The organism is Actinoplanes xinjiangensis, assembly GCF_003148685.1.
Lineage (GTDB): Bacteria > Actinomycetota > Actinomycetes > Mycobacteriales > Micromonosporaceae > Actinoplanes > Actinoplanes xinjiangensis.
Genome location: NZ_QGGR01000018.1, coordinates 18283 through 41084 on the forward strand (window position 1 = coordinate 18283; position 22802 = coordinate 41084).

18 protein-coding genes are annotated in these 22802 nt (G+C 69.2%); 12 read left to right on the forward strand and 6 right to left on the reverse strand.

The features are described from left to right. Positions 1-3: 3 nt before the first annotated feature. From BC793_RS32280 to cysC, 4 genes are all read right to left on the reverse strand, one after another. Positions 4-1233: a hypothetical protein gene (locus tag BC793_RS32280; protein WP_109599457.1), complete on the reverse strand. Its 1230-nt coding sequence runs from the start codon at positions 1231-1233 to the stop codon at positions 4-6. Further along, positions 1230-2594: a hypothetical protein gene (locus BC793_RS32285; protein ID WP_109599459.1), complete on the reverse strand. Its 1365-nt coding sequence runs from the start codon at positions 2592-2594 to the stop codon at positions 1230-1232. Before BC793_RS32285 ends, BC793_RS32280 begins: the two co-directional genes overlap by 4 nt. Next, on the reverse strand, positions 2591-4351 hold the full coding sequence (locus tag BC793_RS32290; protein ID WP_109599461.1) for a Wzz/FepE/Etk N-terminal domain-containing protein: 1761 nt from the start codon (positions 4349-4351) through the stop codon (positions 2591-2593). The genes BC793_RS32285 and BC793_RS32290 overlap by 4 nt, the downstream gene beginning before the upstream one ends. A gap of 90 nt (positions 4352-4441) precedes the next feature. Beyond that, entirely contained in the window at positions 4442-5962 is a 1521-nt protein-coding gene (cysC, locus tag BC793_RS32295; protein ID WP_109599463.1) for an adenylyl-sulfate kinase, read from the reverse strand. Between the two features lie 182 nt (positions 5963-6144). On the opposite strand from cysC, the gene BC793_RS32300 reads away from it, so the two are divergent. From BC793_RS32300 to BC793_RS32325, 6 genes are all read left to right on the forward strand, one after another. Further along, a complete protein-coding gene (locus tag BC793_RS32300; RefSeq protein WP_239170316.1) occupies positions 6145-7416 on the forward strand; it encodes a glycosyl hydrolase in 1272 nt (423 codons plus the stop codon). Between the two features lie 100 nt (positions 7417-7516). Then, positions 7517-8431: an ABC transporter ATP-binding protein gene (locus tag BC793_RS32305; RefSeq protein WP_109599677.1), complete on the forward strand. Its 915-nt coding sequence runs from the start codon at positions 7517-7519 to the stop codon at positions 8429-8431. Beyond that, entirely contained in the window at positions 8424-9281 is an 858-nt protein-coding gene (locus tag BC793_RS32310; RefSeq protein WP_109599465.1) for an ABC transporter permease, read from the forward strand. The genes BC793_RS32305 and BC793_RS32310 overlap by 8 nt, the downstream gene beginning before the upstream one ends. Beyond that, on the forward strand, positions 9278-10228 hold the full coding sequence (locus BC793_RS32315; protein WP_109599467.1) for an ABC transporter ATP-binding protein: 951 nt from the start codon (positions 9278-9280) through the stop codon (positions 10226-10228). Before BC793_RS32310 ends, BC793_RS32315 begins: the two co-directional genes overlap by 4 nt. Beyond that, the gene (locus tag BC793_RS32320; protein ID WP_109599469.1) at positions 10228-10938 is read left to right on the forward strand and encodes an ABC transporter permease; all 711 of its coding nucleotides are present in this window, start codon (positions 10228-10230) and stop codon (positions 10936-10938) included. Before BC793_RS32315 ends, BC793_RS32320 begins: the two co-directional genes overlap by 1 nt. 139 nt (positions 10939-11077) lie before the next feature. Continuing rightward, complete coding sequence (locus BC793_RS32325; RefSeq protein ID WP_146246521.1) at positions 11078-11518, forward strand: hypothetical protein; 441 nt, start codon at positions 11078-11080, stop codon at positions 11516-11518. Between the two features lie 35 nt (positions 11519-11553). On the opposite strand, the gene BC793_RS32330 is transcribed toward BC793_RS32325, so the two are convergent. Together BC793_RS32330 and BC793_RS32335 are read right to left on the reverse strand one after the other, a co-directional pair. Next, positions 11554-12621 (reverse strand): SGNH/GDSL hydrolase family protein, encoded by a 1068-nt coding sequence (locus BC793_RS32330; protein ID WP_158319422.1) that lies wholly within the window; start codon positions 12619-12621, stop codon positions 11554-11556. A gap of 254 nt (positions 12622-12875) precedes the next feature. After that, positions 12876-14423: an FG-GAP-like repeat-containing protein gene (locus BC793_RS32335; protein WP_158319423.1), complete on the reverse strand. Its 1548-nt coding sequence runs from the start codon at positions 14421-14423 to the stop codon at positions 12876-12878. A 971-nt stretch (positions 14424-15394) separates the two neighbouring features. Between BC793_RS32335 and BC793_RS32340 the strand changes: the two genes are divergently transcribed. The 6 genes from BC793_RS32340 to BC793_RS32365 all read left to right on the forward strand — a co-directional run bounded on the left by BC793_RS32340 (position 15395) and on the right by BC793_RS32365 (position 22373). Continuing rightward, entirely contained in the window at positions 15395-15835 is a 441-nt protein-coding gene (locus BC793_RS32340) for a hypothetical protein (RefSeq protein WP_146246522.1), read from the forward strand. A gap of 301 nt (positions 15836-16136) precedes the next feature. Further along, entirely contained in the window at positions 16137-16535 is a 399-nt protein-coding gene (locus BC793_RS32345) for a trypsin-like serine protease (RefSeq protein WP_109599479.1), read from the forward strand. A gap of 228 nt (positions 16536-16763) precedes the next feature. Then, positions 16764-18536, forward strand: coding sequence for a trypsin-like serine protease (locus BC793_RS32350; protein WP_158319424.1), 1773 nt, complete (start codon positions 16764-16766; stop codon positions 18534-18536). 103 nt (positions 18537-18639) lie between these two features. Continuing rightward, the gene (locus BC793_RS32355) at positions 18640-19092 is read left to right on the forward strand and encodes a hypothetical protein (RefSeq protein ID WP_146246523.1); all 453 of its coding nucleotides are present in this window, start codon (positions 18640-18642) and stop codon (positions 19090-19092) included. Between the two features lie 422 nt (positions 19093-19514). Further along, entirely contained in the window at positions 19515-21818 is a 2304-nt protein-coding gene (locus tag BC793_RS32360) for a S1 family peptidase (RefSeq protein ID WP_109599485.1), read from the forward strand. A gap of 102 nt (positions 21819-21920) precedes the next feature. Then, complete coding sequence (locus BC793_RS32365) at positions 21921-22373, forward strand: hypothetical protein (RefSeq protein WP_109599486.1); 453 nt, start codon at positions 21921-21923, stop codon at positions 22371-22373. Positions 22374-22802 lie beyond the last annotated feature (429 nt).

The window sequence follows — 22802 nt, forward strand, 5'->3', positions numbered from 1 at the left end:
GGTTTACAGCTCCTCCACGCGCCGGATCAGCACCGGCAACAGCCAGGTCCCGAGCACGCCCAGCCGGGCGCCCGCCTCGGCCTGCTTGTCGGTCAGGTAACGGACGGCCAGGTCGACCAGGTAGAGCAGGGCGGTGATCTCGCGGGCCACCGGCGCCACCCCGAACGGGGCGAGCAGTTCGTCGGCCCGGTGCACGGTCGCCTCGACCGCGGCCCGGGCGTCACCGGTGGACTGGATGCGTTTCTGCAGCTCGTGGTGGATGGCGTCGAAGCCGAGCGGCACGCCGGTGGCGAACCGCTCCCAGTCCCAGACGAGCAGCGTGTCGGCGAGGTTCGCCATGTTCCAGGGGGCCCAGTCGCCGTGCCACGCGCCGTACCGCAGCGCGGTCTCGCCGCTGTGCGCGGCCAGCACGTCCACCGCGGCGGCCAGTCCGGAGCCCTCCGGCCGGTCGGCGACCGCGGCCAGCCGCCCGCGCAACTCGTGCCAGTAGCCGCTGCCGGTCAGCGGCCCGGTGGTGATCCCGCGGCAGCCGGCGATGTCGACCATCGCGGCGGTCAGCCGGCGGGGGGTCAGCGGCGCCCGCGGCAGCCAGACCGGCAGCGCCGACTGGACCAGCACCTGCATGGTGCGCCATGTCCCGGCGTGCAGCACCCGCGGCACGGTCAGTTTGGTCAGCCCGCTGCCGGCGAGCGTGGTGAGCGCCGCCGTCTCCGCCTTGACCAGGCTGCGGGTGAGCGGCCCGGTGCCGAGTTTGCCGAAGGCGAAGGTGTCGCCGTCCGGGCTGAGCAGCTGGAGCACCGGCTTGCGGTTGGCCCGTGCCGGGCCGATGTGGATGCTCACCGCGAGGTCGCGGCGCAGCGCGTCGCTCAGGTATCCGTCGATGCCGGCCGACACCGGCCCGGTCACCCGGATCCGGTCGCGGAAGAGCAGGCCGGCGGCGCGGGTGTGTACGGCCGCCACCACGGCGTCGCGCTTGAGCCGGGCCATCCGGGACTGCGGCTCGGCGTACCGGCGCACGGCGGCCGCGGCGACCGTGGGGGAGAGCATCGGGACCAGCAGCCGGGGCCGGTGCCGGCTGGGGACCACCAGATACTCGGCCACCAGCGGTCCGGGTGTCCCGTCGGTCCGGCACGGTTCCGGGTAGAGCAGCGCGAGCACCTCGGTGAGGTACTGCGTCCGGAGGGCGGCGTCCCCGGCGGTCAGTGCCGCGGGGGCGGTCTTAACCGGGCTCAATTCATCTCCCCATCTGTCCAGTTGCGCCAGAGCAGCGCGTATGCCAGAACCATGAAGGCCAGCGGGGTGACCAGCGAGTTGTACCAGAGCATCGCGGAGAACGACGTCACGAGCGCCGCGCTGCCGGCCACCCCGATCGGGCTGCGGTCGTGGCGGAACCGCCACAGGCCGTACGCGAAGAAGCCGAGATAGCCGACGGCGCCGGCCGCGCCGTGTGCGTAGATCAGTTGCCAGAGCTGCCCGTTGCCGCCGACGGTGAAGTTGCCGCAGCGTTCGCAGCCGGCGCTCTCGCCGACGGTGATCGAGTTGCGCCCGCCGAGGGTGTTGCGGGTGCCGCCGTATCCGATCACCGGTGAGCCGGTGAACCCGTCGAGTGCCTTGTTGATCAGGAACGAGCGGACCCCGTTGGACTTGCCGTTGTCCAGCCGGGCCTGCACGGTCCCGCCGAGCGGGGTGGCGATCATGGCCACCGCCAGCGCGGCCGTCGCCACCGGCAGTGCCGCCAGGATCCACAGCCGCCCGGCCAGGACGTAGCGGAACGCCACGTACGCGATCAGCAGCCCGATTCCGATCCACAGGCCCCGGTTCAGCGACGCCACCGCCGGGATCACCGAGACGGCCAGGCAGAGCACGGCCAGCAGCTTCTTCCCCGAACCGCGGCTCCACCAGGCGGCCACCACCAGCCACGGCGCGAGCAGGCAGAAGTTGTTGCCCCAGGTGTTGGTGTAACCCCACGGTGCGGCGGGGCGCGGTTTCTCCCCGCCGACCAGGTCCATGATCTGCGCGGCGTACGGGTGCACCAGCGACCGGACGAACCCCTTGTTGCGCACCCCGGACGGCAGCAGCCACTCCACCGGCGACGTGAACTCGAAGGTCCCGGCCACCATGCCGAGCAGTCCGCCCGCCACGGTCAGGACGAACATGCCGGCGAGCAGGCGCACCAGCCGGCGGCGGGACAGTTCGGCCTCGGTCAGGTTGCCGGCGTAGATCAGCAGGACGGTCAGGGACACGTACATGGAAAGCTTGTAGACGACCGCGACCAGCCGCTCCGACGCGCGTTCCGGCACCGTGCCGGCCGGGTCCGCGCCCAGCGCGGCGATGCTCACGACCACCGCGATCAGGAAGATCGCCCACCAGGCGAAGCCGGGTGGCAGCCGGAGCGCGCGGCCCGCCGCCCGCCGGCGGATCAGCAGGAACAGCATCGCCGCCGCGGTGATCGGGAAGATCAGCACACCCAGGCCGAGTGCCCACCACAGCGGGTAGAGCAGCAGGGTGCCGGCCACCGGCCAGGACGGCAGCGAGCGGTTCTTGGTGGTTCGCGGAGCGGGCCCGGCGTGCGCTGCGGCCGCGACCGCGGTCACTTGTCGTCGCCCTCCGCGGCGCCCGTGCCGGCGAGGTCGCCGGCCCCGACGGTCTCACCGTCCTCCTCGCCACCGGGCCGCTGCCGGCCGGCGTAGGAGAGAGGCTGAGTCGGGCCGTCGGGCACCTCGACCTCGTCCTCGGCGGATGCCGGCAGAGAAGCCGCGGATGCCGGCAGAGTCGCCGCGGATGCCGGCAGAGTCGCCGCGGGCGCCGGCAGGGTCACCGCGGGCGCCGTCAGATCACCCGGCTGTAGCGGGGCCAGCCGTGGCATGACCACCGTGCCGAGCAGTTTCGTGCCGACCCGGCGCAACTGCTCGGTGGCGTCCACCAGGGCGGGCCGCTTCGAACGGCGCAGTTCGACCGCGAGGATCGCCGCGTCGGCGAGGCTGGCCAGGCTCTGCGCGTCCGCGCTGCTGCTGGTCGACGGCGCCTCGATGACCACGTACCCACCCTGTTTGCGCAGGGTCTGCAGGGTGTCCTTGAGCCGCTGCGACTGCATCAGCCCGGCCGCGGTGGCCGCGCCCCCGGTGGTGATCACCTGTAGTGACGGGATGCGCGGGGTGCGCTGCAGGGCCTGGGCCAGACTCACCCGTCCGGCCAGCAGGTCGGAGAGGCCGGGCAGGGCGGAGACCCCGAGCATCCGGGCCAGCGGCGCGGTGTCGATCACGCTGTCCGGCAGGTGCGCGCCGATCAGCACCACGTCACTTCCGGTACGGGCCAGCGCCGCCGCCAGGTTCGCCGCGACCAGCGTGCTCGCCGAACCCCGGCTGGTCCCGGTCACGACGATGACCTGGTCCTCCGCGTCGAGGGAGGCGAGCACCTCGTTGCGCAGCCGGTTGAAGACCCGGCCACCCGGCCCGTACGGCTGGAGCACGTCGTCGAAGTGCGGGGTGCTGCGCTCGTCCAGGGCGGCCAGCACCGGCACCCGGCCCCGGTCGCGGACGTCGGTCGGTGTGACCAGCCGCCGGTCGAACCGCTCCCGGAGGTAGGCCAGCCCGAGCCCGAGCAGCAGCCCGAGCATGCCGCCGGTGCCGATGTTAAGCCACGCGTTGGGGCTGGTCGGCTCCTCCGGCAGCCGCGAGTCGCTGATGATGCTGCCGCCGCCGACCATCGTGGTGGTCAGTTCGTTGAGCCGCCCGGTCAGCGAGTTGAGCTGGTTCTGCGAGTTGTTCCGCAGGCTCTGGAGGTTGCTCTCCGAGGAACTGCCCTTGGGGGCCGCCGCCAGCTTCGCGTTGATCCCGGCCAGCATCGTGGTCAGCTGCCGCACCTTGAGGTTGAGCGAGCGGATCCGCTTGTCCAGCTGGGAGCGGGCGGTCTCCTCCCGGTTGCGCAGATACGCCTCCGCGAACGCGTGCGACCCGGCCTGCGCCGCCCGGGGATCGTCCGCCTTGAAGGTGATCACCAGCACGGTGGTGTTCGCCGGCACCTGCACCGACACGGATTTGGCCAGTTCGACCGGCGACACGGCGCTGCGCAGGAGGGTGGCCGCCTTCAGAGCGACCGCCCCGGAGCCGACCAGCTGGGCCTCGGTGTCCAGGTTGACGGTGCCCTTGGTGCGGCCGCCCTCGGCGTTGGTGTCCTGGCTGACCGACTCCACCAGCACCGACGCGGACGACTCGTAGACCTTCGGCATGGCCTGCGTCAGGACCGCGCCGCCGCCCAGGCCGGCACCCGTGGCCACCAGGGCGATCCACCAGTGGCGGCGGAATGCACCGAGGTAGTGCGAGAGATCGGACGAGGGGCGAGACGGTTCCATCAGTCTTCGGCGGCCCTTCCGGGAAAAGAGTGTCGATTTGGGCGTTTCGCCCCGAAGGGCTAACGTCGCACTCCCGCCTCAAGTGATGGGTCAGCCCAGTTTGGGCTCCACCCAGCCGTTCTCCACGAGGTGGCTGAGCACCATCTCCACCGCTTCGGGGACACTCATCGTGGTGGTGTCCACGGTCAGTTCGGCGTCGGTCGGCTCCTCGTACGGGTCGTCGATGCCGGTCATCCCGCGCAGCTGCCCGGCCCGGGCCCGCGCGTAGAGGCCCTTGCGGTCCCGGCTCTCGCACACCTCCAGCGGCGTGGCCACGTGCACCAGCACGAACCCGGCGCCGGCCTCGACCGCCATCTTCCGGGCCGCCGCGCGGGCCGCCTCGTAGGGCGCGATCGGGCAGGCCACCGCCATGCCCCGGTGCCGGCCCACCTCGGCCGCCACCCAGCCGATCCGGCGCACGTTGCGGTCCCGGTCGGCCTTGCTGAAGCCCAGCCCGGCGGTCAGCTCACGGCGCACCACGTCGCCGTCGAGCAGGGTGATCGTGCGATCCCCGTTCTCCCGCATGGCGTCGGCCAGGTTGCGGGCGATCGTCGACTTGCCGGAGCCGGACAGGCCGGTGAAGAAGACCACCAGGCCGCGGTGCCGGCGCGGCGGCCGCACCCGGGACAGCTCCTTGGCCACCGCCGGCGGTGTGTGCCACTCCGGCAGCGGGAAACCCCGGTCCAGCAGGTCGTCGATCTCGGCCGGGCTCATCGCCAGGCGGCGGTTGCGCGGCGGGATGTCGTCACGCCAGCGCCACTGCCCGTCCCGGTTGTCGTAGGCCAGCTCCCGCGGCACCAGCACCCGCAGCCCGGCTCCGGAGAGGGTGTCACCGGTGGACAGCATGTGGCTCACCCCGTAGGCCGCCGCCACCCGGGCGCGCAGCAGTGCGTCCCGCATCTCGTCGCCGCGGGTCAGCAGCGGGACCGCGACCACGGTCGCCGGCGGCATCCGGTCGCGTGCCGCGAAGATCGAGCGGACCAGCGCCTCCGGCGGCAGGCCGTCCGGCCCCGGACCGCTGACCGGGATCAGAATCAGGAGATGGGCCGCAAGGGTACGGGCGGCGTGCGCGATCTGCGCCAGCTGCGGCCGGTGCAGTGGCCGGTCGGCGATGACACCCAGCACCCGGCCCGGCGGGATCAGCGCCCGGACCTCCTCCGGGGTGCGCCGCAGCCGCTGGAACGGGCCGTGGCCACCGTCGCCCATCCGCTGCACCCGGCCACCGATGCCGAACCTGTTCTCCCCGGTCCGCCACACGTCGGCGATCTCGATAGCGGCGACCGGTGCGCCCTCCAGGTCGGTCAGGACCAGCGTGCGGCGGCCCGGGTCGGCCGGGTCCAGGGTCGACGCCACCTCGCCGGGGACCTCGCACGTCACCGCCACCGGCCACGGCGTGCCGTCGGCGAGCTGACCGCGACGGGCGAGCGACACCAGGTCGGCGCGGCCCAGGAATCCGGTCAGCGGAGCGTAGGCGCCGGAGAGCAGAAGTTCGAGGTCGGCCAGCTCGTAGGGGCGCGGGGTGAAGGAGGGCGCGTCCCGGAGAACGTCCTCGGGTAGTAGCGAACCATTCACTTCGTATCCCCCTGAAGCTGTTTGGGGGACAGTTTCCCAGGCGCTGTCGAGCCGGTCGAGTCGGGATCTCAGTCCAATCCTGATCTTTCCCCGGTAAGGATGAAAGCTGCCAAACACTATTTTTGGGTTTAAGTGATGATGTTACTGGACATTCCGCCGTGATCCTTTGATACTCGGCGCTTGTGAGAAAGTCCCTGCAACTCGTCGCGCTGACCACGGCCTTCACCGTCTCGATGACCGCAACGCTCTCCTGGGCGTACACCGGAGGCCTGGACCAGCTCGGCGTTCCCTACGGTCCCCCCGCCTTCGTCGATCCACCGGCCACGCCGGTCACCACGGTCCCCACGGCCCCCTCGCCGTCCGCCCCGCCCGCCCGTCCGGTCGCCGCCCGCCCGGCCGGGAGCAGCGCCACACCGTCCGCCTCGAGCGGCCTGACCACGCCCATCCCGGCGGCCACCGACCAGGGCGCCGACCACCTGGCGAACTATCCGGTGGAGTCCGGGGAGCGCGCGTGCCGGACCGGCTCCAGGCTGGTCCCGACCTGCGGCATCCTGTGGGGGGTGGCGCCCGGCGCCCGTACCGAGGCCCGGGGGGTGCAGGCGCTCGCCGAGTTCGAGCGCAAGACCGGCCGGCACCAGGCGATCTTCCACGCCTACCACCGCGGCATCCGGCAGGTGTTCCCCACCGAGCAGGAGATCGCCATCTCCCGCGAGCCCGGCCGCAAGCGCGTCCTGCTGCTCAACTGGAAGCCGGAGAGCGCCACCTGGGCCCAGATCGCCCGCGGCGACCGGCGCACCGACCAGTTCCTGGACCGGCTCGCCGCGCACATCCGGCAGAACTACCGGGAGCGGTTCTTCTTCGCGATCCACCACGAGGCCGAGGACCAGGTACGCGAGCGGGCCGGCTCCGGCTACACCGCCCGGGACTACGCGGCGATGTTCCGGCACGTCGTGAAGCGGCTGCGGGCCAAGGGCGCCCACAACGTGGTGACCGTTCTGGTCCACATGGCGTACGTGCCGCACACCACCAAGAGCTGGTTCCAGCACATGTACCCGGGCAACGACGTGGTCGACTGGATCGGCTTCGACACCTACTCCTACAGCGACCCCGGATACGGCCACGGCGACTTCGACGAGCTGCTCAACCGCCGGTCGGCGAGCAAGCCGCACTGGCCCGGCTTCTACAACTGGGTGACCCGGCGGCACCCCGGCAAACCGCTCATGGTCGCCGAATGGGGCGTCTGGTTCTCCAAGCGCAACCCGCAGCACATGGCCGAGTTCTACCGTGAGGTCGGCGAACAGATCAGCCGGTTCCCGAAGATCAAGGCGATGGTGCACTTCGAGACCCCGGCCAACCACAAGGGCCAGGACTCGTCGGTGGACAGCACGCCGGACGCCCTACGCGAGTACCGGCGTCTCGGCCGGCTCCCGGTTTTTCAGGTCTCGCTCGGCTGAATGCACCTAGGTCTCAGCTGAGAGCAAGCTGAGAGACCCTGAGTCGACCTCAGGGGAGTTCCGGATCCGCATCCGTGCGGCGGGTTTCTAGGCTGTGCCCGTGACCATCATCGTTACGGACGGGCTGACCAAAACGTACGGCGGCGGGGTGACCGCCCTAGCGGACCTGACCGTCGCCGTCGATGCCGGCGTCATCGGACTGGTCGGTGCCAACGGCGCCGGCAAGAGCACCTTCATCAAAATCATGCTCGGGTTGCTGCCGCCGTCCAGCGGCAGCGTCCGGGTCTTCGATCTCGACCCGGTCACCCAGACCGACCGGGTCCGCGCGCGGGTCGGCTACATGCCGGAGAACGACTGTCTGCCGCCGGACGTCTCGGCCGCCGAGTTCGTCACCCACCTGGCCCGGATGAGCGGGCTGCCGAAGACCGCAGCCCGCGAGCGCGCCTCCGAGGCGCTGCGGCACGTCGGCCTCTACGAGGAGCGCTACCGGCAGATCGGTGGCTACTCGACCGGCATGAAACAGCGGGTCAAGCTGGCCCAGGCGCTCGTGCACGACCCTGACCTGCTGCTGCTCGACGAGCCCACCAACGGCCTGGACCCGGCCGGCCGGGACGCGATGCTCGGCCTGGTCCACCGGATCGGCAACGAGTTCGGCATCTCCGTGGTCGTCTGCTCGCACCTGCTCGGCGAGGTCGAGCGGATCTGCGACTCGCTCATCGCGATCGAGGGCGGCCGGCTGCTGCGCGCCGACCGGATCTCCTCGATGACCGAGGCGTCCGACATCCTGGCGGTCGAGGTCGCCGACGGTACGGACGAGCTGGCCGCCGCCCTCATCGAGCGCGGTCTGGCGGTCACCCGTGAGGGCCGGCTGCTGCTCGTGCCCCTGGAGTCCGACGAGGCGTACGACCGGATCCTGCACGCCGTCTCCGACCTCGATCTCAACCTGCACCGCCTGGACCAGCGTCGGCACCGTGTCGCCGAGCTCTTCACCACGAAGGAGACGGCCGATGTCTGAGGCCGGCGTCATCCATGACATCGGATACCAGCGCTACGACGGGCCCCGTCTGGGCCGGTTCGCGATGCAGCAGGCGCTCTATGTGCACGGGCTGCGCGCGGCGTTCGGTCTGGGCCGTTCCGCCAAGGCGAAGATCTTCCCCTGGCTGGTCTTCGGCATCATGCTGCTGGTCGCGGTGATCGTCGCCGCGATCCGTTCACTCACCGGCGAGTCGGTGCTCAGCTACCTCGACTTCGCCGGCCAGATGAGCTTCCTGATCATCTTCTTCACCGCGATCGTGGCGCCCCAGCTGGTCTCCCGCGACCTGCGGGCCGGCACGCTGCCGCTGTACTTCAGCCGGCCGCTGCGGGCCGCCGACTACGTCTCGGCCAAGTTCGCCGCCATGGTCAGCGCGGTCTGGCTGCTGCTCGGTGTGCCGCAGTTCATCATGTTCCTCGGCGCGGCGTTCACCACGACGGACGGCGTCAAGGGCGTGTTCAACGAGCTCGGCGACCTGATCCCCGGCTGGGGCTACAGCCTGCTGTGGGCGCTCACGTTCGCCGGCATCGGCCTGCTGGTCGCCTCCTTCACCGGCAAGCAGGCGTTCGCGGCCGGCGGCATCGTGGCGGTCTTCCTGGTGACCACGCCGATCGTCGGGGTGCTCAGCTCGCTGCCGTCCACCACCGCCAACCAGCTGGCCTTCCTGTCCAGCCCGATGTTCCTGATCGCCGGGGTCGGGCAGTGGATGGGTGGCAACTTCGACATGGAGCTCGGCCGGTTCGGCCCCATCTACGGCATCGAGGCGGTCTGCCTGATCGCCGCCTGCCTCCTCATCCTGCTGGCCCGCTACCGGAAGGTGGCCTCGCTGTGACCACCCAGACGCTCCCGGCCGAGACGCCCACCACCACCGGCGTGGTCGAGCTGTCCACCGTCTCCCGGTGGTACGGCAACGTGGTCGCGGTCAACGACATCTCCATGTCCCTGCACCCCGGCGTCACCGGCCTGCTCGGGCCGAACGGTGCCGGCAAGACCACGGTGCTGCACATGATGGCCGGCTTCCTTTCGCCGTCCAAGGGCACCGTCACCATCGACGGCAAGCCCACCTGGCGTAACCCGGAGATCTACCGTGACCTCGGCCTGGTCACCGAGCGGGAGGCGGTGCACGGCTTCCTGACCGCCCGTCAGTTCGTGACCGCCTGCGCCAAGATGCAGAAACTGCCGGACCCGGCCGCCGCCGCCCAGCGCGCCCTGGAACTCGTCGAGATGACCGGGGCCGCCGAGCGCCGCATCGAGACCTTCTCCAAGGGCATGCGCCAGCGCACCCGCGTCGCCGCCGCACTGGTGCACGAGCCGCGGGTGCTGCTGCTCGACGAGCCGTTCAACGGCATGGACCCGCGCCAGCGGATGCACATGATGGAGCTGTTGCACCGCCTCGGCGACAACGGGCACACCATCCTGTTCAGCTCGCACATCCTCGAGGAGGTCGAGCAGGTCGCCGGGCTGGTCCAGGTGATCGTGGCCGGCCGCCTGGCCGCCTCCGGCGACTACCGCAAGATCCGCCGCCTGATGACCAACCGGCCGCACGTCTTCGCCGTGCGCAGCTCCGACGACCGTCGGCTGGCCGTCGCGCTGATCGCCGAGAAATCGGTCGCCGGCATCGAGATCGAGGCCAACGGCCTCACCGTGCGGGCCTCCGACTACGGCAGCTTCACCCGCGTGCTGCCCCGTATCGCTCTGGACCAGGGCATCCGGCTGCGCCAGGTGGTGCCGTCCGACGAGTCCCTGGAGAGCGTCTTCTCCTACCTGCTGGAGGGCTGATGTCCACGGTCGCTTTCATCACCGCGCGCGGCCTCTTCGGCCGGCGCCGGGCCCTGCTGCTCCTGCCGCTGCCGGTGCTGCTGATCGGCCTGGCCGCGATCTGCCGGGCGTACGGGGTGTCGCCCGACATGTGGGGCCAGGCCGTCATCGTCGGTCTGGGCCTGGTCGTGGTGCTCCCGGTCGTCGCCCTGATCGTCGGCACCGGCGTCCTCGGCTCCGAGGTCGACGACGGCACGATCGTGCACATCCTCACCAAGCCGCTGCCCCGCTACGAGATCATCCTGGCGAAGTACGGGGTGGCCGCCCTGGTCACCGCCGTGGTGGCGGCCGTGCCGCTCTTCATCACCGGGGTACTGGCCGGATCGGTCAAGCTCGGCGCCGCCCTGGTCGTCGCCTCGGTGATCGGCGCGTTCGCCTACTCCGCACTGTTCCTGCTGTTCAGCCTGCTCAGCCGCCGCCCGGTGCTGGTCGGCCTGGTCTACATCCTGGTCTGGGAAGGCCTGCTCGGAAACTTCGTCAGCGGTACGAAGAACCTGGCCGTCGGCCAGTACGTGATCACCATCGCCGACAAGATCGCCCCGACCGCGATCCTCGAGTCCACGATCGGTCTGACCACCGCCATCGTGATGAGCGCGCTGTTCATCGTTCTCGGCACCCTGGCCGCGGTGAACCGCCTGTCGTCCTTCAGCGTGGCCGGCGAGACCAGCTGACCGTTCGGCGCCTCGGCGGCCCGCGTCACCCCTGCGGTGGCGCGGGCCGCCGTCATTCGAGTCCTCTATAAAGGCATCGCCGTGCGCGAATGGCTCGATACGGTCGTGTTTCCGTTGTTCACAGGTGAGGGGAACACCCATGAGCCGAATGTGGCATTCACGCCGCGCAGCAACCACCGCATCGACGGTCCTCATGGCCGCCGCCGGGCTTGTCATCGCCGGTCCCGCACAGGCGGCGCCGACGTCCTGGCAGACCGTCAACGGCGCGTCCACCGCGGCCGGGACACTCGAGTACCGGGCGGTGTCCGGTGGCCGCTACGCCGACGTCATCGGGTCCATCTCCGTGCCCAGGACCGACGGCCAGTGCTATTACCTGCGCTACTACATCCCCGCCGACGTGCTCGGTCAGGGCGTCAACTCGCCCCGGCACTGCGGCGAGGGCACCGTGCCGGTCGAGTCGCACATCTTCGTGTCGACATTCTTCACCCGCGGATTCCGCTTCGGTCTGTGCCGAGTCGCTCCCGGCACTCCCGAAGAATCGTCGTTCGCGGATCTGGGCGCCCACTGCGTGCGCGTCTGACCGGAGAACTCGCTCCGTCGATGGAGGCGGACCGATCAGCCGTCGACGGTCAGCCGGGCCAGCGTGGCGTTGCGGGGAATCGTCACCGTGACACCGTCCGGGGGGATCGTCACGTCGCTGCGAACACCGTCCCCGGTCCACGACCGGGCGATCACCGGAGGGCCCTGGTCCCCGGGTCTGCCGCTGATACGGAGGGTGTGCAGATCCGGGACGACCAGGTCGAGTACTCCAGCGGCGCGGATCCCGAAGCAGAGTGGCTCTGCATTCCGCACCGTGGTGACCTCGAGCAGACCGGAACCGTCGGCGGGAGCGCCGCACTCGACCAGAAGAATGCCGCCGTCACCGGAGTTCAGTTTGACCTTCCGGGATGTGAGGATCTCCGCCCGGTCCGGATAGGCGTACTCCTCCACGAGTGAGTCAGGTCGTGGACGTACGTCCCCGTCGGCCACCGTGTCGGCGATCGCCGCGGCGTACACCGTCGCCATGTGCCGGTAGCCGGCATCGTTCGGGTGCAGCTTGTCCACCATTTCCGTCGGGAGCAACGGCATGTCCACGTATCGCAGTCGGTGACCCGTGCTCTGTGCGACGCCGGGCAGCAGGCGCGCGCGGGCATTGAAGGCCTTGACCCTGTCGCCCAGCTCACCGGTCGACGGTATGAGCCCGGCAAGGATGATCACCGCGGAGGGACGGACCGCGTAGATCTCGTTCACCAGCATCGCCAGGCGATCCGGGGCACCCGTCGGATCGCCGCGATCCAGGTCGTTGATGCCGATGTGCAGGAGGACGACATCGGGGCCGGCCGCTGCAGCCCAGCCGGCGATCCGTTTCCGTATGTCATCGATCATCCACCCGCTGTGGCCCTCATGGTCGGCATCGGCGACTGAGCCCGAGCTGGACGTGCCGACGAAATCCAGCCCGTACCCGGATTCGGCGGCGGCGAGATTCCACAGCGGTAGCCGGTACCCCGCGCGGCTGCTGACGCTGCCACCGTCGGTGATGGAGTCACCCAGCGGCATCACCCGCAACCAGATCGGCGCGGCGGCCGATGCATCGGCGGTGACGGCGCGCGGCATGAACGCATGGGCGGCCGTCACCGCTGACATGAACAGGAGCAGTACGGCTCCGAAAGCCGATACTCCGGTGACCGTTCTCTTCAGCATTCGCCTGCCTTGCGGAGAATTGATAAATCAGTCGGGAACTCTTTTGCCGCCGGCACGGTCGCTCGCCACGAGTGGTTTCCCACGCGCGTGCCCCGTGCCGGGTGAGATCCGTTCCTGCGGATGATGCCGTCCGGTCGTGAATGAGGGGACGGCATCATCCGCAGAAAACGGCGACGGTCACGAACCGTCCAACGCGATCAGGTGGGGAGCACCTCCCAGCCGCCGCCGCCGTCACCGCCACGGTTGAGGTAGACGACGGGGTAGCCGTCCGTGGAGTTGATGAGCGCGTAGTCGTCCTTGCGGTCGCCGTCGAAGTCGGCGAAGCGGACCTTGGTGCGGTCACTGGTCAGGCCGAGGGCGAATTTGCTCCGCAGCTGCCAGCCGCCGCCGCCGTCGCCGCCGCGGTTGAGGTAGGCGTTGATGGTGCCGTTGTCCTCGACGATCAGATAGTCGTCCTGGCGGTCGCCGTCGAAGTCGGCGAAGCGGACCTTGTTGCGGTCGGTGGTGACGCCGAGGGCGACCTTGCTCCGCAGCTGCCAGCCGCCGCCGCCGTCGCCGCCGCGATTGAGGTAGGCGTTGATGGTGCCGTTGTCCTCGACGATCAGATAGTCGTCCTTGCCGTCACCGTCGAAGTCCGCGAAGCGGACCTTGTTGCGGTCACTGGTGACGCCGAGGGCGACCTTGCCCCGTACCTCCCAGGCACCGGCGCCGTCGCCGCCGCGGTTGAGGTAGGCGTTGATCGCGCCGCTGTCCTCGATGTGCAGGTAGTCGGTCTTGCCGTCGCCGTCGAAGTCGGCGAAGCGGACCTTGCTGCGGTCGCTGGTGAGACCGAGGGCGACCTTGCTCCGCAGCTCCCAACTTCCCCGGGAGCCGCCGCGGTTGAGGTAGACGTTGACCACGCCGCTGTCCTCGATGACCAGGTAGTCGGCTTTGCCGTCACCGTCGAAGTCGGCCCAGCGGCCACTCCCGGTCTCCACGTCGCCCCGGATCGGCGGAAGCACCTCGATGCGGGCTCTGATCCAGGCAGCGAGGTCGTCGACACGTGTGCCGACCGCCCCCGCGGACGCACCGGCAGCCGCCTGGTAACAACCGGCCTGGCCGCCGCTGCTGGCGACGGCGACGAGCACCTGCCCGCCGGCACTGTCACGCAGAGCCGGACCACCCGCGTCGCCCTGGCAGACGGTGGCGTTCGGCGTGTTGGCCAGTTGCACCGACGTGGTGCCCGGTGCCGACTCGACCGTGAAGTCACCGGCATGCTGACGCCGGGGAACCCATTCGGTACCGGTACGCCCGTAACCGGCGATGTGCAGCACCTCGCCGGCGGCCGGCCCGGTGCCGAGTTCGACGGGCGTCACGCCGGTCGCGGCCCTGTCCAACTGGACCAGGGCAACGTCACGGTCGGAACGCGACACGACCCGTACGGCGGTCAGTACGTGCCCGGTGCTCGTGGAAAGGTCGGGCCGTCCCACGGTGACCGTGGTTCGCAGAGCGGGCGCACCGTCGGTGATCGGCACACCGTTCTGGGCGAAGCATGCGGCAGAGGTGATGACCCAGTCCGGGCGAATGAGCGCGCCGCTGCAACCGCGACCGTCCGCACTGCCCGGCTGGCCTACTTCGATCTTGGCGACGAAGCTGTAGTCGCTGTCTGCCGTCGCACCGGCCGCCTGCGCCGGTACTCCGATCCACGGGCCGGCCGCAATGGCGGCGCCCGCCGCCGCGGCCGACAGGAAACGATACCTGAGCAAATTATCCTCCAGCTGATCTAATGGCGACATGGCCGTTTTCGGCCGCCGCTTTTGGTCCGTCTGGATCGCGAATACGAGATGGTGCCCAGCAGAGGGCGATCCCATCTTGGAAAAAGGCGCGAGAAACGGAATCCCGTTGAAAACGAGTGCGATCGACCTCGAGCGAATGCATCCGGGCTGTCTACGGCGTTCGGCTTTTCCGCATCACAGACAGCGTCACGGACTGCTCGTGAGGATCATGGGAGATGGAGACTCGTTCGTCGCGCGGCCACGACTGGCAGACGCCGGGGACGGACCCTGCCCAGCTTCATACCCGGCGTCGCGGGAAGCTGCCTGCGGAAGGGTGTTCCGGGCGGATTTCGGCTGCCGTGGGCGGCTGCTAGAGGGCTCGCCTTGACCAGCGTTGAGGTGGTCGACGCCGGCGCCGAGTGCGTGACTGATCCATGATTCCCCGTTTCGTGGTTCAGGCGCGCGGCTCCGACCGTGTGGGAGCCCCCTCGCAAACGCCCGATCCGGGACACGATCCTCGATTACCGGCGCCTGATTTTCTAGGCCGAGGCAATGTGACGATCCGCATATCGATGACCGTGCCTTGATGTTCAGGTGGCCGCCGGCGCCTCCTGCCGGGCCGCGGCGCCTACGCGAAATCCCATCGAGGCTGGTCGTGGTGTATCCGGTTGCTGATTTCGTGCGCGAGCGCCGGTTTCACGACGTGGCGCCGCGATCAGAAAGTAGTCCGTGACCGGAAGTGACCGGCCTTGCGTGCGGCCTGGCGTGTCGGTACGGTCTCGGGCCGCCCGGTCGGCCCCGGCCGGGATCCAGCCGCCCCGCCCGCGGATGGTGCGGCGCCCATCATCGTGACGTAGCACCGCCGTCTCTCAATTCCTTTATAAACGCATCGATCCATGCGAGTGCCTCGATACGGTCGTATTTCGAATGTCGACCGTAGAAGTGGAAGAGGGGATCGTGTCATGAGTCGAAAGTGGAGCTCCGGTCGTGCCGCTGCCGCCGGGCTCACCGTTCTGGTGTCCGCCGCGGCGGTTGCCGTGTCGAGTCCCGCGCAGGCGGCGCCCGCCACCTGGTCCACCGCCAACGGTGCGGCCACCGCGACCGGGACGATCGAGTATCGCGGGGTGCCCGGCGGCCGCTACGCGGACATCGTGGGCGCCATCTCGGTCGGTAAGAGTGACGGTCAGTGCTACTACCTGCGTTACTACGTTCCGGCTGACCTGCTCGGCCGTGGGTTCAACTCCGCTCGGCTCTGTGGCGAGGGTGATCTCCCGGTGGAGGCGCACCCGTTCCTGTCGCTGTTCGGGACCTTCGGCTTCCGGTTCGGTCTCTGCCGCGTCGCACCCGGCACCGCCGACGAATCGCTCTTCGCCGATCTGGGCGCGCACTGCGTCAAGATCTGAAAGGCCGGTCGTCCGCTCGTACCCCCCGATGTGACCTTGATCTTGGATGTGATGCCGCACTGGCGGCCGGGATGGTGAAGAAGGCTGCTCGCGCCCTTCTGTTCCGGCTGCCGGGAGGCCATCGGTGGTAACTGAGATCACACACCATTGATTTACACAGGCCTGACATCCATCTATGGTCGGGAGTCGGCTCGGTCTACGGGGGATCGACGGCGCGCATGGCTCTGCCATGCGCTCGTTCTGCTGTTCTTCCCGTGTGCCCTGTGGTTGAGACATCCAATGCACCGGGGGAAGGCAAGGAATGGCACTCAATCTGTCGTGGCGTTCGGCGGCCGTCGCCGGAGCGACGATCGCGGCGCCCGCCGTCGGCGTGGCACCGGCGCAGGCGGTGGTCGGAAACGATGTTCCCGACGGTGGGGACCGGTTCACGGCGCATCTCACCGACGGTTCCGCGCACGGTTGCACCGCCACTCTCGTGGCCACCCCATGGCTCCTGACGGCGCGTGAATGCGTCGCTTCGCCGGCCGGACCGTCGACCGCGGTCATCGGCAAGGCCGACCTCGACTCCTCCGCCGGACACGAGCGCGGCGTGTCTCGTGTCGTCGCGCACCCGACCCTGAACCTCGCCCCGGCGCGGCTTACGGCGCCGGTCACCGACATCACCGGCGGCCTGTGGGCCGGCTTCCACGGGATCGCCTGACTCATGTGAAACACGCGGCGCCCGGTGTCTCGGGATTCCGCTCACCACGATCTTCGCCGGCACCATGCCGTTCGGGCCGCCGGCGGCACGCATACATCCACCGGGATAGATCCGGGATCCGTTGGTAACCAGCTCAGGAGGTAGTCACAGTTGCGCTACGACATATTCGGTCACGGGGCATCAGGGAACGCCGCGGCACGGTGGCCGCGGCGTGCCGGATGGGCCGGTGTGACCGCGACAGCCATCGTCCTCGGTGTCAGCGGGAGCACACCCGCACTCGGTGTCACCGGCGGCGCCCTGGTGGAGCAGGGCACATACAGCTTCGTAGCGCACGTGGCGGTCGGTGAGCGGGGTGTCGGGCAGGGCTGCACCGGCGCGCTCGTCGACCCGCAGTGGGTGATCACCGCGAAGGCCTGCTTCGGGCAGGCGCCGGTCGCCGGTAAGCCGGCGCAGGCCACGACGGTGACCATCGACCGGGCCGACCTCGCCGGCACGGCCGGTCAGGTCCGCACCGCGACCCGCATCGTGCCGCACCCGGACCGCAACGTCGTGCTCGTCAAGCTGAACCAGCCGACCACGGTCACCCCGGTCACGCTGGGCACCACCGCGCCGGCCACCGGCGACGTGCTGCGGCTGGCAGGTTACGGCCGCACCGCGACCCAGTGGGTGCCGAACACCCTGCACTCGGCCCGGTTCCAGGTCGGCGCCGTCAATGCGGGCCTGATCGACGTCACCGGTGTCACCGGGACCCAGCCCGGCATCTGCAAGGGTGACGCCGGTGGCCCGGCACTGCGGGAGAACGCGGGCGGCGTCGAACTGGTGGCGCTCCACCACGTGTCCTCGCAGGGCGGCTGCCTCGGCTCCACCGCCACCGAGCGGGACGCGGTCGAGACCCGCGTCGACGACATCGCGAGCTGGATCCGCACCCACGCGCCCGGCGGCGTCGCCCAGGACCACCGCGACGACGTGACTCTCGCCTACAACTACGCCACCGGGGCACTCGGCCCGTTCACCTTCGTCACCAGCGCGGCCGGCACCATGTCCGCGGTCGGTGGCTGCAAGACCGCCGACGGTGTCTACACCGCCGCCCGGAACAAGCTCTTCCGCGGCGACTTCAACGGCGACGACATCATCGACCAGGTCGTGCTCAACGGCGGCAGCAACGGTCAGACGCTGACCCTCGACACGTTCCTCACCAAGGCGGACGGCAGCTGCTCGCCCGGGGTCCGTTCGTGGACCAGCCCCAGCTTCGGCTCGTACGACCGCATGCTGATGACCAGCGGTGACTACAACGGCGACGGCCGTACCGACCTGGCCGGTTTCTACAACTACGCCAACGCCAGCATCGCCCTGTTCCTGTGGACGGCGCGTGCCGACGGCACCTTCGGCAGCCCGACCCGTCAGTGGTTCAACGACGCCACCCCGTACTGGGGCGAGATCGGCCGCATGAAGGTCTTCAGCGGCGACTTCAACGGTGACGGCCGCGACGACGTCGGCTCCTTCTACGGCTTCGCCAGTGCCGCGGTCGGCATCTACGGCTGGACCTCCACCGCCAACGGCGGCTTCGAGGAGGACCGGCGGATCTGGGAGGTTCCCGCCGAGCCGTACTGGGGCGACCCGAACCGGCTGCGCATCGTCGCCGGCGACTTCAACGGTGACGGCCGCGGCGACGTCGCGGGCCTCTACAACTACGCCAACGGCAACCTGTCGATCCTGACCTGGACCGCCAAGGCCGACGGCACCCTCAACGCGCCGTTCAGCTCCTGGAAGAGCACCAACACGGCCTGGGGCGCCTGGGACAAGACCCGCCTCACCGCCGGCGACTACAACGGCGACGGCCGCGACGATGTGGCCGCCCTGTTCGGCGGCACTGACGGCAGTGTCTCCCTGCACACCCTGACCGCTGCCGCGAACGGTGGCTTTGCCGCCCCCGTTCAGGTCTACCGATCCGCCAACTTCGGCTCGTACAGCAGCATCGAGCTTCCCGAAGACCGTTCCTGAACGTCCCGAACCGCTACATGGTCATCGGATCAGGGTCAACCTGCTCCGATGGCCGCAACACCGAATTCCATGAATCTGTTCGATTGACTATCTGGAGAATTCCTTGAAAATCCTGCCTTGGGTCGGTGCTGCTTCAGTAATCGCGGCGGGTGTCCTTACTTTCGCCCAAGCCGGTTCGGCGGCGGAGGTGGACGCCGTGCCGACGTCGCTCGTAGAGGACTACTCCTACCCGGCCGGGGACGCTGTTCCCGGCATCAAACTGATCAAGGGTGATGGGAACATCATGCTGGTCGAATGCGTCAACGGCGGTGCCGGCCTGCTTCGGGTCCGCAGCTATGTACGGGATGACGAGTTCTGCTTCCAGCTCAGTGGTGCTCAGGGCTTCCTGGCGCTCGAGCTCGAGAACGCGTACCAGTTGCGCGACCTGGATGCGAGCCGATCGGTCGAGGCGAAGGTGATCGACGATGGCGTCGCACAGGAGCCGATCGATGTTCCAACTGACCGGTGGGCGGTCCTTGAGCCCGCCACCCTCGTGGAAATCCGTTCTCGCGCCTGAGGGTGGTCGGGCAACTCGAGAGGGTTAGCGCACCAAGGCCGTAGTGGTCCGCGTTGATCGACGAGGGTCATTTGGTGGCGCCCCGCACCGAGTTCAGGTGCGGGGCGCCTGGCGTTGGCCCGCGTGCACCACGCCGAGCCGCCCCCGTGGAAGCCTTCCCTCATCGGCATGAATATCGCTGGAGCGTGATCGCTGTCACATACTGCCAGATGTGTTTCGCCTTCGATGGTGTGTGCTGGTGCGGTGATCGGTGGATTACCTGTTCACCCACATGGTCTTCACGATCGCTGTCGATCGGTTAATCTCGCCGACCGGTGGTGTTCACCCCCATTCAATCGAGGATCTTCACTACTATTCGGCCGGGGCCGACGAATCTCCGTCGTCTCCAGCTGCGGCATGTCAGTTGAGACACGGGGAGAGAGATGCGCAGACGTAAGCGTTCATGGGGAGCCGGCCTGCTCGTAGCAGGCGTCACGGTCGGTCTCCTCGGCGGTGGGACGGCGCAGGCGGTGGCCGGCGCGCAGGAGGTGCCGGACGGCGCCCTGCCCTTCGTTGCCAAAGTCAGTTTCGGTGACGTCAACAGCTGCACCGGTGCACTGGTGCACGCACGGTGGATCGTGACCGCGAAGTCCTGCTTCGCCGAGGGCGTGGGCCAGGTGGCGGCCGGTGCGCCGACCAAGCCGACGACCGTCGTTCTCGGTCGCGCCAACCTGGAGGCGGTGACCGGGCACCGGCTGTCCGTGGTGTCGGTGACGCCGCATCCCACCCGCAACATCGTCCTCGCGGAGCTGTCCGCGCCGGTCAAGAACGTCACGCCGGTGGCGCTGGACGGTGGCGCGCCGGTCGAGGGCGAGACCCTGCGTATCGCCGGGTACGGCCGGACCAACAACGTCTGGGTGCCGACCCGGATGCACGCCGGCGAGTTCACCGTCGGCGCGGTGACCGCGGACGCGTTCGCGGTGAGCGGTGCCGCCAGCGGCGCGACCCTCTGCAAGGGCGACGCGGGTGGACCGGCGTTCCGTGAGACCACCGGTGCCCCGCAGCTCCTGGGCATCAGCGACACGTCCTGGCAGAACGGGTGCCTCGGCGAGTCGGAGACCCGGGAGGGTGCTTTCGAAGCCCGTACCGATGATCTGTCGGACTGGATCCGGGCCGGTGTCGCCACCGTGCCCGACGGCCTGCGCGAGCCGGTCACCGGCGAGTTCAACCGGGACGGCATCGAGGACCTGATCGCCGCCGACGCCTCCGGCAACCTGTGGCTCCACCCGGGGACGAAGACCCGCAACGCCTACGGCGACCGGGTTCGCATCGGCACCGGCTGGGCGGGCATGCGCGAGTTCGCGGTCGGCAACGTCAACCGGGATGCGTACGACGATCTGGTGGTCATCGAGACGTCGACCAACATCCAGTGGCTGTACCCGGGTACCGCTGCCGGTGGTGTGTTCGGGGCCCGGGTGCAGATCGGTTCGGGTTGGTCCACGGATCTGCGTGACGTGGCGATCGGCAAGGTCGACCGTGACCAGTACGACGACCTGCTCGTGGTGAAGAGCTCGACCCAGCAGCTGTTGCTGTACAAGGGCAACGCGACCGGTGGCAACTTCAGCGCGGCTGTCGTCTACGGCTCCGGCTGGGGCTGCTGCAAGCAGCTGAACGTGGGCAAGTTCAACAACGACGACTACGACGACCTGCTCACCGTCGTCACCTCCACCGGCGCGATGACCATCTACCCGGGCACCGCCGCCGGCACCCAGTTCGGCCCGGGCGTCGACGCCGGCGCCGGAACCGGCTGGAACTACGCCTCCTACCTGGCCAAGGGCACCGTCGACGGCACCGGCATGCAGGGCCTCATCGGCATCGACTCGGCGACCGGGCGTACCTGGCTGCACGCGCGCACGGCGACCGCCGGATGGGCGGCCCGCATCCAGCCCAGCGGCCGGATCTACACCCCGCAGCCGTCCGACCTGAACAATTTGGTCACCGGCAAGTTCAACCGGGACGCGTACACCGACGTCATCGGCACCGACGGCGCCGGCGTGCTGTGGCTGCACCCCGGAACCGCCGCGAACACCTTCGGCCCGCGCGTGCAGATCGGCACCGGCTGGGCGGGCATGCGCGAGTTCGCGGTCGGCAACGTCAACCGGGACGCGTACGACGATCTGGTGGTCATCGAGACGTCGACCAACACCCAGTGGCTGTACCCGGGTACCGCTGCCGGTGGGGTCTTCGGAGCCCGGGTGCAGATCGGTTCGGGTTGGTCCACGGATCTGCGTGACGTGGCGATCGGCAAGGTCGACCGTGACCAGTACGACGACCTGCTCGTGGTGAAGAGCTCGACCCAGCAGCTGTTGCTGTACAAGGGCAACGCGACGGGTGGCAACTTCAGCGCGGCTGTCGTCTACGGCACCGGCTGGGGTTGCTGCAAGGAGGTCACCCTCGGCAGCGTCAACAACGACGACTACGACGACCTGCTCACCGTCGTCACGTCGACCGGCGCCGTGAACATCTACCCGGGCACCGCGGCCGGCACCCAGTTCGGCCCGGGCGTGGACGCCGGCGCCGGAACCGGATGGGCGAACCGCAGCAATGTGACCCCGATCGTCCTGGGCCAGGAGACCCGTGCCGGGATCCTCGCCAAGGACAGTACGGGCGCGCTGCTGTTCTTCACCGTCCGCGACAACAAGGCGATCGACTGGTCCGACCCCATCCGCTTCGGTCCTCGCGACTGATCCTTCGGGAATCGCCGTGCGGTGCGCCGGATCTGCGTCAACCCGGTCTGGCGCACCGCAGCTTTCCAGAGAACGTCACTCCTTTCTGAACGGAGAGATCCTTTGAAGTTTCTGCCGTGGATCGGTGCCGCAGCGGTCCTTGCCGCTGGCGTCCTGACCTTTGCCCAAGCCGGCTCGGCCGCGGAGGCCGAAGACGTGCCTTCGTCGCTGGTCGAGGACTACTCATACCCCGCCGGCGATGCTGTGGAAGGGATCAGACTGATCAAGGGCGATGGAAACATCACGCTGGTCGAGTGCGCCAACGGTGGCTCGGGTCTGCTCCGCGTCCGTAGTTACGTCCGCGACGACGAGTTCTGCTTTGCGTTCCGCGGCGCGCAGGGATACCTGGCACTGGTGTTGGAGGACGCATATCAGCTGCGCGACCTCGACGCCGACCACTCGGTTGAGGCGAAGGTGACTGACGACGGAGTGACCCAGACCCCGGTCACTGTGCCGGAGGACAGGTGGGCGGTCTTCGAGCCCGCGACTCTCCTGGAGCTGCGCTCCCAGGCGTAGCCGGCACCCGTTGCACGCATGGCTCGAGAAGTGGATCAGGTGATCGTCGCCGAAGGCGAGACATGGTCGGCGCGGCGCGCGTCGGTTCCTGCCTCAGGGATAGGTCAAGGTCAAGCGTGCCAACGGGGCCGCTGGTGGGATCAGCGGGAAACACCCCCGACGAGCCGTCCTCCGCCGACCTGGGCGCCATTGCGTCGAGCCCCAGGGGACACGTTCCGCGCTGTTGCGCGGCGCGGCCGGCCGCGCCGCCGCGGTAACGGACATCACAGGGTGTCGATTTACTTCGCCGTGGCATCGATCTATGGTTTGGCTCTGCTCGGTCTACGGGGGATCGATGGTGTCGGACGGCGCAGCCATGCGTGCGTTCGGCTTCAGCTACCCGCGTGCCTTGTGGTGACACATCCAACACGTCGGGGGGCGGACAAGAAA